This window comes from Nocardia sp. 852002-51101_SCH5132738 (assembly GCF_001665695.1).
GTDB lineage: Bacteria > Actinomycetota > Actinomycetes > Mycobacteriales > Mycobacteriaceae > Nocardia > Nocardia nova.
This window is the reverse complement of record NZ_LZML01000211.1, coordinates 1-13126: the sequence shown is the minus strand read 5'-3', so window position 1 is coordinate 13126 and position 13126 is coordinate 1. Positions and strand designations below refer to the sequence as shown.

The window sequence follows — 13126 nt, the reverse complement described above, 5'->3', positions numbered from 1 at the left end:
CGCACCTCCCGAGTTCGCAGTCGTGTTTCTCTCGGGGCAACCGTCGTCTGCCGGTGATTGTTCCGGGGACGGCGGTGCGTGAGCTCGGATCAGGTCCGCGCGCGAATGAGATGCGGGCCCGACAGTGCCGGTCCGGTGCCGGGGAGGTCGGCGTAGGACCGAACCAATGCGATCCCCGGGTGATCCTCGATGTCGGTGAATCCGGCCGACTCCAGTTCGCTCCGCATCTGCTCCTCGGTGAAGAAGCTGATCCACGGTTCGCCTACGGCCGCAACGCGTTTCCCGCGTGCCTGCTGCCCCTCGTCGGGCGGGTAGGAGTAGTCGAACACCACGACCGCACCGCCGCCCTGGCCGGCGATATAGCGCAACGTCTCGGCGATGGCCGCGTGTTCGAGGTAGACCACCACGCCGAGCCAGACGTACACCGCGCTGCGGGCGCGATCCAGTCCGGCCTGTGCCAGCGCGTCGGCGAGGTTGTCGCGGTGGAAGTCCACCGGGGCGAACGTCATCGAGTCCGGCACCTCGATTCCCGCTTCCGCCAGGCGATTTCGCTTCCACGCCTGGGTGTCGGGATGGTCGACTTCGAAGAAGCGCACATCCGGATGGGGATTGCGGTAGGCGGCGGTGTCCATGCCCGCACCGAGCACGACCACCTGGCGGGTCCCGTCGGCGACGGCCTCCGCGACGGTGTCGTCGGCGAAGCGACTGCGCGTGGCCAGGAACAGCCGGCGCCGCCGGGCCAGTTCGGGATCCACGCCCTTGTCGAACGGATTGTTGCGGGCCGCGTCCTCGCCCACGAGTCGCACCGCCAGTGGATCGGTGAAGATCCGTGGTTCGTCGGCGAGTTGGTGATAGGCCCGTGCCTGCGCGGTGGCCATCGCGGTTGTGCTGGGTTGCCCGACCTGCATACCGGTCACCGTACGCCCGGGCCAGGACGTGATCATCGCGAGATCCGTCACGCGCACTTGCCGGTGGTTCGCTGGTTAGTCCGTGCAAAACTGGAACAGGTTATAGATTGGAGGGAGTCGAGAGTCTGGAGGAACGATGTCCGCGAATGCGTCGGCGGCGGAGCTGCTCGCCACGGTGGAACGATCCCCGCAGGCGGTCGCGGTGCACGATCGCGCGGCCTGGGTGGATCTGTTCGCACCCGACGGCCGGGTCGAGGATCCGGTCGGCTCGCGCCCGCACACCGGCCGCGCGGCGATCGAACGGTTCTACGACACCTTCATCGGTCCCAACGACATCGTCTTCCACGTCGACCACGACGTCGTGCGCGGTACCACGGTCTTTCGCGACCTCGCCCTCGCGACCACCATGTCCACCGGTGTGACGCTGCACGTGCCGATGCACCTGCGCTACGACCTGACCGAGGTCGGCGGCGAATGGAAGATCGGCCGCCTCTACGCCCACTGGGAGCTATCGGTCATGGTCGGTCAACTCCTGGCCGCCGGCGGTCGCGGGCTCGGCGCGGCCGCGAAACTCGCCCCGCAGCTGCTCGGAAACCAAGGCGTCGGCGGTGCATTGGGCTTCACCCGCGGTTTCGTCCGCGTCGGCGCGGCGGGAAAGCGGGCCGCCACCGGGTTGCTGGAAGCGGCCGGTCGCGGCGATGTCGCCGGTGTGCGCGCGGTACTCAGCCCGCGCGCGGTGGTGGAATGGCCGACCGGTTCCGATGTGGGGCACGCCGAATTCGTGAAGCGGGTACGCGGGCTCGAGGTCGGCAAAACGATCGCGGCGGGCCGGTTCGTGACCGTCAGCGTGCGCACCCCGGCCGAACGGGGTATCGCGGAGCTGGAGGTCGACGGCCGGCAGGTGGTCGCGTTGCGCGGCTTCGTCGCCGAGGACTGAACCGGTTCGCGTCAATTCATCGAGAAGCCTTCGGTGGAGAAGGTGAAGCCCTTTCGGGAGGCATCGTCTGCGCACGACACACCGGAATCTCGGGCCGTACAGGTGAAGCCGTCGGCCGACAGGGATGTGTTGTAGGGCAGGACTTTTGCCTGCCCGGATGCCAGCCGGAACACCGCTTGCCTCAGCACGGCGAAACGTGGTTCGCCGCCCCGCTCGATCAGAATCGTGTCGGGCGGAACCTGCTTGTGGGAGTAGTTGCTCTCGACCGTCGGAGCACCTTTCACCCCGATCCCCGCTCCGGTGTTCGTCGAGGGCTGACACCCGGCCATGTGCGGTTCACCGCCGACGATGATCGCGCAATGCCACCGGCCGGTCGGAGTGGTGAAGTAATAGCCGTCGATCCCGCCGGAGTTGGCGAAGTACGTGCGGGCATCGGCCACCGCTGTGCCGGGCACGGCCATATTGGACAACGCAACCGAAGTGCTTGCGGGCGAAATCGTCCCGACGCTCCGACCATCGGATACTGGCTGGCCGTCGCCGACCGTCTCGCCGGCCGAACCACCGCACCCGACAACGCCCATCGTCAGCAAGCAGATCGACATCGTGACGAACGGTGAAAGAAGTGCACGCCTGTTCATCGCACGCTTTCCGAAACCCTCACGGTCTCATCAGGTTCGAGTGGTCGGCCGACTTGCCGCAGAACGGCTACCGATTATCGCCGGGCTGGGCGGCGTCCACAATAAGCCGTTCGACCTACAGCCATGCAGGTCTTTGTGCGGTTCGGTTCGCCGCGCGGTGTGTCGGACGGCGCGTCGGCAATCCGATGGTGAACAGCGTCTTCCTGGGACGCGCCCCCTCACCGGAAGCGATTCGCGATGGCCGTCGCGATCGCATCCGGCGCCTGTTCCTGGATGAAGTGCCGAGCATCCGGCAATTCGACGATTTCCAGATCGCCGAAAGCGGCTCGGAGGCGAGGCAGACATGCTTTCGGCCGGAACACCATGTCGCGCATCCCCCACACCGCCAGCGCCGGCTTGTTTCCGAGGAGCGCGGGAACATCTCGGGAAAGCTGCGCCAGCAGCGGGGCCGCAGCACGAATTTCGCCGGGCATCACCGCGAGCCCACACCGCGCCTCGACGGAGGGCTGCACCGCGCGATAGTGCTCGGCTTCGGCCGCGCTGAGCGTGCGGCCCAATTCCGAGAGCAGCACGCGCTCGATGAGAAAATTCTGCTCGAGTATCCGGCGCTGCATCGGACGGCTGCTCATAATCGCGCTGAACGCCTTGTTCGCCATTGCTTCGATCGGCCAGAACACCGTGTTACCCAACACGATTCCCCGTACCCGATCTGCACGCGCCACCGCCGCGCCCAACCCGATGGGCCCGCCCCAATCCTGTCCCATGACGATGAAATCGTCGAGCCGCAGATGATCGATCAACTCGCCGAGCACGGCGGTGTGCTCCGCGACCGTATAACCGAAACCGGAGGGCCGCTCGGACAATCCGAACCCCGGATAGTCCACCGCGACACATCGATACCGATCCCGCAGCCCCGTCACGATGTGGCGGTAGAGAAAACTCCAGGTCGGAGACCCGTGGCAGAACAGGATCGCCGGCCCGGAACCTTCGTCGATGTAGTGCACGCGCCCGGCCGACGAGTCGAACCAGTGCGATTCGAACGGGTACAGACTCTTGTCCGGAATGAATTCGATCATCATGCTGCCCTCCCTTCGGGCCAGGTTATCCCGGCCGCCCGGCGCGCGCTGCGACCCGAATCACCCTGATCGCGAGACCTGGAAACTCGGGGCTGTTTCGGTGTTCGAGGGCTTCCTACGCTTCGAGGTGTTACCAGGGCCGGAGTCGGCCCTAACACCTATTGAATTGGAGAATTCCCATGAGCAAGCGATTCGCGGTCACCGTCCTGACCGCTGCCGCGCTGGCACTGCCGCTCGCAGCCACCGCACCGTCCGCATCCGCGGCGACGACCGGCACGGGTTCGTCCTCGGGTTCGGCCGATGCGCTGAGCAATCTGATCTGCCAGTTCCGTGACTATCTCGGCATGGGCGGATGCGTCTACCACATCCCCTGAACGGAAAAGTTCCGTCTTCGGCTTGACCTTGACCCTGGGGCAGGGTTCGACGATGGTTCGCATGAACAACAACGCACTGCACACCGTCGCCGACCGGATCCGTCCGCAGGTGGCCGCCTTCTGTGAGTCGGACCAGGTTCCCGGCTACGTCGCCGGGGTCTGTCACGCGGGCGAGCAGGTCGTCGTCTCGCACGGGACCGCGAACCTCGCGACCGGCGCTCCGATGCGTGACGACACCGGCTTTCTCTTCGGTTCCGTCACCAAGGTGCTCACCACCACGCTCGTGCTGCAGCAGGTCGAACGCGGGCTGCTGACACTCGATGCGCCGGTGGTGGACTACCTGCCCGAATTCGCGCTCGGTGATCCTTGCGCCGCTGGCAAAATCCTTGTCCGGCATTTGATCTCACATACCAACGGCATCGATGCGGACTTGTTCTTCCCCGATGCGGAGGGCCGCGATGCCCTGAAACACTACGTCGAGGGCCTCGCGAGGTGTGCCACGCTGTTCGAACCCGGCGAGCAGCTCAGCTACTCCAACGGCGGCATGATCGTCGCCGGGCGACTGCTCGAAGTGGTGACCGGCACGTCCTATCCGGATCTGCTCCAGCGGGAGCTGTTCGGACCGGTCGGCATGACGAACTCGAGTACCTCTGCGCGACAAGCGATTCTGCGCAGCACGGCGGTCGGGCATTTCATCGATCCGGAAACCGGGGGCGTCGAGCCGACCGGCATGTTCATGCTTCCCGACACCTGGGGGCCGGCCGGCGGCACCCCGATCGGCACGGTCGCCGACCTGCTGGCGTTCGGACGCACGCACCTCGCCGGTGGCGTCGCGCCGACCGGCGCCCGGATCCTGTCCGCGGAGTCGACCGCGACGATGCAACGAGTGACCCACGATATGAACACCCCGAACGTCCCGCCGATGGGACTGGGGTGGGTGCGATACCCGTTCGGCGCCACCACGGTGATGGCGATGTCGGGCGCGTCGCCGGGCGGGGTGTCCATCCTGTGCGTCGTCCCCGAACACGACCTGGTCTTCACCGCCTTCGGCAACACCTCGGGAGCGATCCTGCTGCACGACCGGCTGCTGCGGTGGCTGCTGACCGAGCATCTCGGCATCGAAATCCCCACGCTCGTCGATGCATTCGACACCGACGTCGACCTCACCCCGTATGCGGGCACCTACCGGTCCGGGCAGCTCGAGGAGCGCGTGACCTACGAACCCGACGACGCGACGCAGGAACGCATCTTCACCGCGTTCGCCGGTGGCGCGACCTCGGCGCCGCCGCAACGCTACGTCCCGGTCCGGCCCGGCCTGTTCGCCCCCGCGGGCTATCCGCCGGAGATCTTCGACGGTTACCTGCGGTTGCTGCTCGTCTCCTACCACGACATTCGCGACGGTCGCGCCCGCTTCCGCAATGCCGGCGGCCGCCTGACCCGGCGTTCCTGATCGTCCCGGCGCGCGGAAGGATGTCTCCTATGCTCACGATCGGACAGCTCGCGGACTATGCGGGGGTGACCGTCAAGGCCGTGCGCCACTATCACCAGCGCGGCCTGCTCGCCGAACCCGACCGCGACGCCTCCGGCTACCGCCGCTACACCGCGCAGCACGCCATCGACCTGGTCAAGATCAGAACACTGGCCCACGCCGGGGTGCCGCTGGCCCGCGTCAAGGATCTGCTCGACGCCGACCCCGGCGCCCTCGCGGCGGCCCTCACCGAGATCGACCACGACCTCGAACAACGCATCGAGCAGCTGCGGCGAACCCGGGAGCAACTCACCCAGCTGCGCGGCGGGGACCGCCTCTATGTGTCCGCGGACGTCGCCGACCACCTCGATGAATTGCGCGAACTCGGCGTCAGCGAACGCCAGATCCAACTCGAACGCGATGGTTGGATCCTCATGCAGACCGCCTCACCCACGGCGGCCGCCGCATGGATCGCCGAAAAGCGCACACTGCTCGACGATGCCGAATTCCGCGCCATCTATCTCGACTACGACGCGGTCTACGATTGTTCCCCGGCGGACCCGCGCCTGCCCGAGCTGGCGGCGCGGACGCGAGAGTGGTTCGCGCGCAGGGACAATGCGACGACCGTCGTCCCGGACCACGATGCGACCATTGCCCAGCTGGCGGTCCGGTCGCAGCCGGGCGCGACGTCCCCGGCGTGGGATCGGCTCGCCGAGCTGATGCGGGAGCCGGACGAGGGGAAGTGACGGGAGCTCGCCGCAGCAACCTGCACGCAACAAACTACCGTGCTGTCTGTTTTGTCAAAAACATTGAATTACAACGGTTTCCGCTAGGGTGTCGGCCGTGCCCATACAACGAATGGCAGGCAATCTCGCAGGACATCGGACAGGACACGCAACATCTCGCGCGGGGGAAGCATGCTGAACGACGCAGACGCGGTACGTAGCAGCGCCCGGCCGGCCGATCACGGTTCTCCGGCGCATTCCGCCGAACCACAGATCCGGTTGGACACCACCGAATTCGCGGCCGACCCGCACCGCGCCTACGAATCCATGCGCAGCCGTGGGCCGCTGGTGCCGATCGAGTTGGCGCCCGGTGTGCCGGCCACACTGGTGATCGAATATCAAGCAGCGCTGCAAATTTTGAACGACGAGGCTCGCTTTCCCGCCGATCCGCGCCGATGGGAGAAGAACGCTCCGCCGGACTGCCCGGTGACCCCGATGCTCGGCTATCGGCAGAACGCCCTGCGCACCGCGGGCGCGGAACATGCCCGTTACCGGCGCACGATCACCGACGCGCTGGACACCGTCAATTTGCACAAGGTGCACGGCGCGGTCGCACGCGCGGCCGACGCTCTCGTCAACTCCTTCTGTGAGCGCGGCACCGCCGATCTGCGGATGGATTACGCCTTCCCGCTGACCTTCCGGGTTCTCAGTGAGCTGATGGGCTTCCCCGAAGACGCCGCATCGGCGGCCTACCAGGGGATGGCCGCGATGCTGGACGGGGTCGGCGCCGAAGAAGGTCAGCAGCGGTTCATCGAGGCGCTGCTCGCGGTGGTCGAGCAGAAGCGCGAGCGCCCCGGCGACGACCTGACCTCGCGACTGCTGACCCACCCCGAGGGCCTCGACCCCATGGAGATGGTGAACCAGGCCGCGTTGTTGTTCTCGGCGGGCACGGAACCGACCTGCAATCTGATCCTGAACACCCTGCTGCTGTTGATGGCCGACGAAGAGTACGGCGGCAACGTGCTCAGCGGCGCCATGGACACCCGCGATGCCATCGACGAGGTGCTGTTCGCGGACCCGCCGCTGGCCAATTTCTGCATGACGTATCCCAGACAGCCGCAACTCATCGGCGACGTGTGGTTGCCCGCCGATCAGCCGGTGGTCGTCAGCTTGGCGGCATGCAACACCGATCCGCGTATCGTCGGCGGTGACCGGCGCGGAAACCGGTCTCACCTGGCGTGGGGAGTCGGCCCGCACTCGTGCCCGGCGCAGCAGCTCGCGCAGACGATCGCGCGGCATGCCGTCGACCTGCTACTCGATGCGCTTCCGGATATTCGCCCGGAAGTTCCTGCGCAGCAACTAAGTTGGAGGACCGGGCAGTTTCACCGCGCCTTGGCAGCCCTGCCGGTGGTGTTTCCCGCATGCCCGCCGATGCGTCTCACCTGATGGAGGGTCCGATGACAGATACGCAGCCGCTGGGGCTGGATCCCAGCGCCGCCGACATCCAGGGCGAGCTGGCCCGTATTCGCGCTCGCGGCCCGGTCGCCCAGGTGGTGCTGCCCGGCGGCGTGCCGGCCTGGTCGGTCACCGACGCCACCGTGCTCAGGCAGCTGCTCACCGATTCGCGTGTCTCCAAGGACGCACATCAGCACTGGCCGCGGTTCATCGACGGTGAGATCGGCCCGGACTGGGTGATGTTTCCGTGGGTGGCGGCGAGAAATATGCTCACCACCTACGGCGAGCAGCATCAGCGGCTGCGCAAACTCGTGGCACCGGCGTTCACGAACAAACGCACCCAGGCACTCCGGCCGCGGATCGAAGCGTTCGTCACCGAACTGCTCGACGAATTGTCCGCTGTCACCGACGGCGAAATCGTCGATCTGCGTGCGGGTTTCGCCACCGCGCTGCCGATTCGCGTCATCGGCGAACTGATGGGCGTTCCGGACGGGATGGATGATCAACTGCGCATCCACGCGGCCGGAATTCTCGATACCAGCCTCGACCCCGCCGAGGTCGGTGCGCATTTCGGGGCACTGTTCGTCCTCATGGAGGAACTGTTGCGGCACAAGCGCGAGAACCCGGGCGACGACCTCACGACGGTTCTGATGAACGCCCACGACGACGCGGACGGATCACGGCTCGACGAACAGGAGTTGCGTGACACACTGCTGCTGATCATCACCGCCGGCCACGAAACCACCGCGAATCTACTGGACCACAGCATTATCGGCCTGCTCACCCATCCGGAACAGCGGAAGGCCGCTCTCGCAGAACAGATTCCGTGGGCGGAGGTGGTCGAAGAAGGGCTTCGATGGAATGCGCCGCTGGCGCATATGCCGATGCGATTCGCGGTGGAAGACATCGACATCGCCGGTGATCCCGGCGATGTGCGGATCAACCGGGGAGATGTGATCATCGCGTCCCTGGCCGGTGCGGGGCGTGATCGGAAACTGCACGGCGACAACGCCGATGCGTTCGATGCCGGGCGACGGTCGAAAGAACACCTCGCATTCGGGCACGGGGTGCATCATTGCCTGGGGGCGCCGCTGGCGCGGCTCGAGGCGACGATAGCGCTCCCTGCTCTGTTCACGCGGTTCCCCGATATGGAACTCGCGGTGGATCCTGCTGAGCTGCGGCCGATTCCGAGCATTGTCACCAATGGGCATCGCGAGGTTCCGGTTCACCGGACGGCGCACAAATCCTGATCGCCGAGACTGCCTGTGCGAGAGGCGATATCTACGCGGGGCCGGCGGTCGGTGTGCGGAACGCGCGCCGATACGCGCCCGGCGTGGTGCCGACCTGGTCGCGGAAGCGGCGGCGCAGATTGACCGCCGAGCCCAGCCCTGCCCGGACGGCGATGGCGTCGACCGGTAAGTCCGTGTCCTCCAACAGCACTCGCGCCCGCGCCACCCGACGCTCCAGCAACCACCCGCCCGGACTGGTACCGAGCTGATCGGCGAACCGGCGCGCCAGCGTCCGCGGGGAGACGTTGATATGCGCGGCCATATCGGCGACCGACAGCGATGTCTCGAGCCGCGCCTCGGCCCATTGCAGTAGACCGTCGAATCCGTCCTCGACCGGCGACGGCGGCGCGTACTGAACCTGACCACCATCCCGATGCGGCGGCATCACCATGTGCCGCGCGATCAGTGCGGCATGCGCGGCCCCGTGATCCGTGCGAACCAGGTGCAGGCACAGGTCGATTCCCGCACCCGCCCCCGCACTCGTGGCCACATCGCCATGGTCCACATACAGCCGATCCGGCTCCACCCGAACCCGCGGAAACTCCCGCGCCAAATGCCCGGCCCGCGCCCAGTGCGTCGTCGCCGAACGCCCGTCCAGCAGTCCGGTCCGCGCCAACGCGAACACCCCGGAACAGATCGTCACCAGCCGCGCCCCACGGCCGTGCGCGCGAACCAGCGCCCGCCGCACCGCACCCGACAGGGGCGTCTCCACCGGCAGCCACCCCGGAATGATCACGGTATCCGCCGAGTCCAGCGCCGCCAGCCCCCGAGTCACCGATATCGCATAGCCCGCAGTAGTGGGCACCGCGCCCGGCGCCTCCGTGCACACCTCGAACTCGTAGTGCTGCGGCACCCCCTCTCTGGGGGTACCGAAAACCTCCACGGCACAACCGAGTTCGAACGTCGACTGCACCGGCCGCACCAACGCCACCACACGATGCATGGCAAGAATGTACCCCTCGACGTCATCTCAGACACTGTCGAGGACCCATCGGCATCCGGCACCGTGGCAGCCATGAACCCCGAGATCCTCGCCCAGCCCGGCTACACCTGGACAAACCTCGCAGACGCGCCCAGCCGCGAACTTTTCCCGGGCATCCGGCAACGCCGACTGTGGAAAGGCGACAACGGCGCCCACGCCCACGTCCTGGAAATGGACCCCGGCACCTCCTGGCCCCGCCGCGACGTGCACGAACCCGGACCCGAGGAGGTCTACGTCCTGACCGGCACCTTCAACGACGGCGCGCGCGACTATCCGGCAGGCACCTTCATCCACGCCCCGGCGGGAAGCTGGCATGTTCCGGCGAGCGAGACGGGGTGCACCCTGTTCCTCTTCTATCCCGAGGGGTAGTCAGGTCCTCGACGGCCGCAATCGGCTCAGAACTCCAGGTCGGACCACGGGATACTGATCGGGAACGGGTGATTGATGGTCACCGCACCGGTGTGGGTGGGGGGCCAGGCGCCGGCCAGGACGTAGTTGGCGCGGTGCAGCACGGTGATGCCGGGGTCCGGAGGCTTCACTTTGGGGATAAGCGTGTAAGCGAGTTGGAACCCGGGCGTAGAGAGCATTTCGCGAGGGCTGTTCCGGCTACAGCTTCACGAAGAAGCCGCCTGAGAACGCTCGGTGTCCCGGTGTTGGTTTGCGCGCAGCGCGGATTCGGGAGCGTTTCGCATCTCCGGTGTCGATCGGCACGCGTCTCATTGGGGTCGTGACCTACGAGACGCGTGACAATCGGTGGCCGGTGACGGGATTGCGAATATGCGCGGCGGGGCCGCTAGGCAGTCGGATCGGTGAGCCTGCCGTGTTCTACGGCGGCGGTGAAGGCATCCCAGTCCGCTGGAGTGAAGGCGAGTGCGGGTCCTGTCGGATTCTTGGAGTCGCGCACACCGACCATGCCGTCGGCGAGGAAGGCGACCTCGACGCAGTCCTGGCTGCCGCCGCTGTGGCTGCTCTTGAACCAGCGAGCCGTGGATAGATCAGCGCTCACTTCGCGAACTCCCTTGCCTTGTCCCGCAGCAATTTTCTGCTGTCCTGCTCGTTCAACGCTACCTGTCCAAGGGCCGCGTGCGCAGTGCGATACCGCTGCACGAGATCTGCATCGTCGAAGTACATCGCTCCCGTATAACCCTCGGCATATACGACGGGAGGTTCGACCGGGCGGCCGTCACCGGACTCTCCGAAGCTCAGGATCGTGAAAGGACCGGTCAAGTCACCCAGCGGGAGGCCGGCGGCGAAGGGCAGAACTCGGATTCGGATATTGGGTCGAGTTCCGGCATCGGCGAGGTAGCGCAGTTGTGCATCCATGATTCGCCGGTTCCCGATGACCCTGTGCAGCGCCGACTCGTCGAGGATGATGTCGGCCGGTACGGGATCCGACTTCTTGGTCAGCAAAACTTGGCGACGCACCCGCATCTCGACCCGACGGGCGATTTCGCCGTCCGATTCCGACGGATGCGCCTGCCGGGTGACGGTTCGCGCGTAGTCGGGTGTCTGAAGCAGCCCAGGTATGAGTTCTTGGAATGAAATCAGCTTCGCGGCAGCTGCTTCCAGGCCCATGTAGACGTCGAAGCTGACCGGTATCAGATCTCCGTACTGATGCCACCAGCTCTTGCTGTTTCCCTGCTGGGCAAGCCCTTTGAGCGCCTCGGTTGTCGTCTCGTCGGCGCCGCAGACTTGGCAGATCGCGTCGACGTCCCACAACCGGATCCGGTCGGCGGTGCCGGTCTCGAGCCGCTGGACCGTCGTGGCGCCGCGTTCGATGCGGCGCGCGAGTTCCGCGATCGTCAGTCCGGATCCCTGACGTAGCTCCCGCAGATACCGTCCGAGCTGACGGCGGGGGAGCGTCGAACTGATATCCACCATGACGAGCTGCCTCCTTTGGATGCGGCGATCCGGGGTTGTGGATGGGCACCGCGCGGTTCTGGGACGACGAGCTTGGACTTCTGATGAATCGGAACGGATTATCCATCGCTGCTTGTGAGCTCGCCGTCAATTCACTGTGCTGGGAACGCTTTTGGGGCCGAGCCTGCTGCACAGCGTCGGCCCCTCCCATCGAACCGAGGCATCGCAGTGATGACAGCAGATCGAGTGGAACGGCCCGAGTTGGAGGATTCGTTGGCACGCACACACGGACGAGATCACGCGGCAGTTGGCGAGCGTATCACCGAGGCCGACGGATTGCGTGCGGTATGGCGATCGACGCGAAATCCTCTCGGCCGCATCGAGATAACGGCCGTGCTCGATGCGGACGCGCGACCGCGGCAGGTTGCGACGTTCGCGCCCGGTACGGACCTCGCTCAGGCGCGTGAACGGCATCCGAAGTGGAATCGATTGTGGGACAACGTAAAGCGTGATTACTGGGCAGACATAGCCGCCTCGGCCGGCTGCGCACCGGTGACAGGAGGGGAGAACCTTCGGTGAAAGATGCGAACCCGATGCGAGGCGCTGCATCCGAAGGCGCCGCATGCTCGCCTGATCACGGCGCGAGATCCGCACCGGACGAGGGTCCTCGCCATCGCCTTCCCGGCCGTGTCGGACGGGCTGCTGTTCGAACGTCGATCGCGAAGGACCGGGACATGACGGGCTGGAGCGCAACCGGTGAAGAGGCGGAATCGCTGGCCGCGCTGCGGAAGGTCGCCGGTGCGCTGGCAGTGATGTCGGTCGCGCGCAGCAAAGCTGTCGGGCTGGTACGTACAGAGATCTCGGGTCCCGACGCAGCGGCGCACGACCTCGAAATCCAATGTTTCGCTCATCGACTCGGATTTCGCTGGCTGTGCACATTGCGCCCACCCGAGGGGATGCGCGACCCGATCGGCGACATCCTCGCGATCGCGGCGGGGATGGGCGCGGCGGCCATCCTCGTGTTCGACCTGGCCCACATCGACGATCTGCCCGAACGCGTGACCGCCGACTTCGATTTGGCCACGGTCGCACCACCTCGGTTGTGGCTGCGTGGAATGACGCAACCGTATGTCGTGGAGCCGCCACCGGTGAACGACTGCACCTGGGAGCCCACCCACCTCGAACGAGACTGTGCGCGCCGATTGTGGGAGATCCACCGGGATTGTTTCCCCGGCTGCCTGGCCGGACTGGCCGCGAGCGCGGCGCTGTCGGCACTGGACGAGGTGGACTGATGTGGCCGAACTTTTCGTGCAAACCTCCGTCACTTATGCGGAAAACGGGCTGTTGCGAAATGGGTGGTGGCGGCGTGTAGCGCCGTGGCCCTTTCATTTGGTTGGTTGTGCTGACAGGTGTG

At 66.2% G+C, this 13126-nt stretch carries 15 protein-coding genes; 8 read left to right on the top strand and 7 right to left on the bottom strand.

Features of this window, described 5'->3' with window-relative positions; translation table 11 throughout:
* Positions 1–89: 89 nt before the first annotated feature.
* Entirely contained in the window at positions 90–944 is an 855-nt protein-coding gene (locus tag A5789_RS33520) for a class I SAM-dependent methyltransferase (RefSeq protein ID WP_155525647.1), read from the bottom strand.
* A gap of 100 nt (positions 945–1044) precedes the next feature.
* Here A5789_RS33520 and A5789_RS33515 point away from each other — a divergent pair, with 100 nt between their 5' ends.
* Positions 1045–1845 (top strand): nuclear transport factor 2 family protein, encoded by an 801-nt coding sequence (locus tag A5789_RS33515; protein WP_064902416.1) that lies wholly within the window; start codon positions 1045–1047, stop codon positions 1843–1845.
* 11 nt (positions 1846–1856) lie between these two features.
* On the opposite strand, the gene A5789_RS33510 is transcribed toward A5789_RS33515, so the two are convergent.
* Both A5789_RS33510 and A5789_RS33505 read right to left on the bottom strand, forming a co-directional pair.
* On the bottom strand, positions 1857–2300 hold the full coding sequence (locus A5789_RS33510; RefSeq protein WP_155525648.1) for a hypothetical protein: 444 nt from the start codon (positions 2298–2300) through the stop codon (positions 1857–1859).
* A gap of 401 nt (positions 2301–2701) precedes the next feature.
* Positions 2702–3562, bottom strand: coding sequence for a haloalkane dehalogenase (locus A5789_RS33505; protein ID WP_064902418.1), 861 nt, complete (start codon positions 3560–3562; stop codon positions 2702–2704).
* A 176-nt stretch (positions 3563–3738) separates the two neighbouring features.
* On the opposite strand from A5789_RS33505, the gene A5789_RS33500 reads away from it, so the two are divergent.
* The 5 genes from A5789_RS33500 to A5789_RS33480 all read left to right on the top strand — a co-directional run bounded on the left by A5789_RS33500 (position 3739) and on the right by A5789_RS33480 (position 8831).
* Positions 3739–3933, top strand: coding sequence for a hypothetical protein (locus tag A5789_RS33500; protein ID WP_064902419.1), 195 nt, complete (start codon positions 3739–3741; stop codon positions 3931–3933).
* A 61-nt stretch (positions 3934–3994) separates the two neighbouring features.
* Complete coding sequence (locus A5789_RS33495) at positions 3995–5383, top strand: serine hydrolase (protein ID WP_197516791.1); 1389 nt, start codon at positions 3995–3997, stop codon at positions 5381–5383.
* Positions 5384–5412: 29 nt separating this feature from the next.
* Positions 5413–6147, top strand: coding sequence for a MerR family transcriptional regulator (locus tag A5789_RS33490; protein ID WP_064902421.1), 735 nt, complete (start codon positions 5413–5415; stop codon positions 6145–6147).
* A gap of 171 nt (positions 6148–6318) precedes the next feature.
* The gene (locus A5789_RS33485) at positions 6319–7572 is read left to right on the top strand and encodes a cytochrome P450 (RefSeq protein WP_063011230.1); all 1254 of its coding nucleotides are present in this window, start codon (positions 6319–6321) and stop codon (positions 7570–7572) included.
* Between the two features lie 11 nt (positions 7573–7583).
* Positions 7584–8831 carry a cytochrome P450 gene (locus tag A5789_RS33480; RefSeq protein WP_064902440.1) on the top strand — a complete coding sequence of 416 codons (1248 nt, stop codon included), beginning with the start codon at positions 7584–7586 and terminating at the stop codon, positions 8829–8831.
* Positions 8832–8862: 31 nt separating this feature from the next.
* Here A5789_RS33480 and A5789_RS33475 read toward each other — a convergent pair whose 3' ends face one another.
* On the bottom strand, positions 8863–9813 hold the full coding sequence (locus A5789_RS33475) for a GlxA family transcriptional regulator (protein WP_064902422.1): 951 nt from the start codon (positions 9811–9813) through the stop codon (positions 8863–8865).
* A 72-nt stretch (positions 9814–9885) separates the two neighbouring features.
* On the opposite strand from A5789_RS33475, the gene A5789_RS33470 reads away from it, so the two are divergent.
* On the top strand, positions 9886–10221 hold the full coding sequence (locus A5789_RS33470) for a cupin domain-containing protein (RefSeq protein WP_064902423.1): 336 nt from the start codon (positions 9886–9888) through the stop codon (positions 10219–10221).
* A 26-nt stretch (positions 10222–10247) separates the two neighbouring features.
* On the opposite strand, the gene A5789_RS37100 is transcribed toward A5789_RS33470, so the two are convergent.
* The 3 genes from A5789_RS37100 to A5789_RS33460 all read right to left on the bottom strand — a co-directional run bounded on the left by A5789_RS37100 (position 10248) and on the right by A5789_RS33460 (position 11733).
* Positions 10248–10391: a hypothetical protein gene (locus tag A5789_RS37100; RefSeq protein ID WP_156747587.1), complete on the bottom strand. Its 144-nt coding sequence runs from the start codon at positions 10389–10391 to the stop codon at positions 10248–10250.
* Between the two features lie 254 nt (positions 10392–10645).
* Complete coding sequence (locus tag A5789_RS33465; protein WP_064902424.1) at positions 10646–10858, bottom strand: DUF397 domain-containing protein; 213 nt, start codon at positions 10856–10858, stop codon at positions 10646–10648.
* On the bottom strand, positions 10855–11733 hold the full coding sequence (locus tag A5789_RS33460) for a helix-turn-helix transcriptional regulator (RefSeq protein WP_064902425.1): 879 nt from the start codon (positions 11731–11733) through the stop codon (positions 10855–10857). Before A5789_RS33460 ends, A5789_RS33465 begins: the two co-directional genes overlap by 4 nt.
* A 713-nt stretch (positions 11734–12446) precedes the next feature.
* Here A5789_RS33460 and A5789_RS33455 point away from each other — a divergent pair.
* Positions 12447–13004 carry a hypothetical protein gene (locus A5789_RS33455; protein ID WP_064902426.1) on the top strand — a complete coding sequence of 186 codons (558 nt, stop codon included), beginning with the start codon at positions 12447–12449 and terminating at the stop codon, positions 13002–13004.
* The last annotated feature ends 122 nt before the right edge of the window (positions 13005–13126 follow it).

Bases quoted from the DNA above. Each gene is read 5' to 3' on its own strand.
- A5789_RS33520 (WP_155525647.1), bottom strand. From the start codon at position 944: ATGATCACGTCCTGGCCCGGGCGTACGGTGACCGGTATGCAGGTCGGG.
- A5789_RS33515 (WP_064902416.1), top strand. From the start codon at position 1,045: ATGTCCGCGAATGCGTCGGCGGCGGAGCTGCTCGCCACGGTGGAACGA.
- A5789_RS33505 (WP_064902418.1), bottom strand. From the start codon at position 3,562: ATGATGATCGAATTCATTCCGGACAAGAGTCTGTACCCGTTCGAATCG.
- A5789_RS33500 (WP_064902419.1), top strand. From the start codon at position 3,739: ATGAGCAAGCGATTCGCGGTCACCGTCCTGACCGCTGCCGCGCTGGCA.
- A5789_RS33495 (WP_197516791.1), top strand. From the start codon at position 3,995: ATGAACAACAACGCACTGCACACCGTCGCCGACCGGATCCGTCCGCAG.
- A5789_RS33490 (WP_064902421.1), top strand. From the start codon at position 5,413: ATGCTCACGATCGGACAGCTCGCGGACTATGCGGGGGTGACCGTCAAG.
- A5789_RS33485 (WP_063011230.1), top strand. From the start codon at position 6,319: ATGCTGAACGACGCAGACGCGGTACGTAGCAGCGCCCGGCCGGCCGAT.
- A5789_RS33480 (WP_064902440.1), top strand. From the start codon at position 7,584: ATGACAGATACGCAGCCGCTGGGGCTGGATCCCAGCGCCGCCGACATC.
- A5789_RS33475 (WP_064902422.1), bottom strand. From the start codon at position 9,813: ATGCATCGTGTGGTGGCGTTGGTGCGGCCGGTGCAGTCGACGTTCGAA.
- A5789_RS33470 (WP_064902423.1), top strand. From the start codon at position 9,886: ATGAACCCCGAGATCCTCGCCCAGCCCGGCTACACCTGGACAAACCTC.
- A5789_RS33460 (WP_064902425.1), bottom strand. From the start codon at position 11,733: ATGGTGGATATCAGTTCGACGCTCCCCCGCCGTCAGCTCGGACGGTAT.
- A5789_RS33455 (WP_064902426.1), top strand. From the start codon at position 12,447: ATGACGGGCTGGAGCGCAACCGGTGAAGAGGCGGAATCGCTGGCCGCG.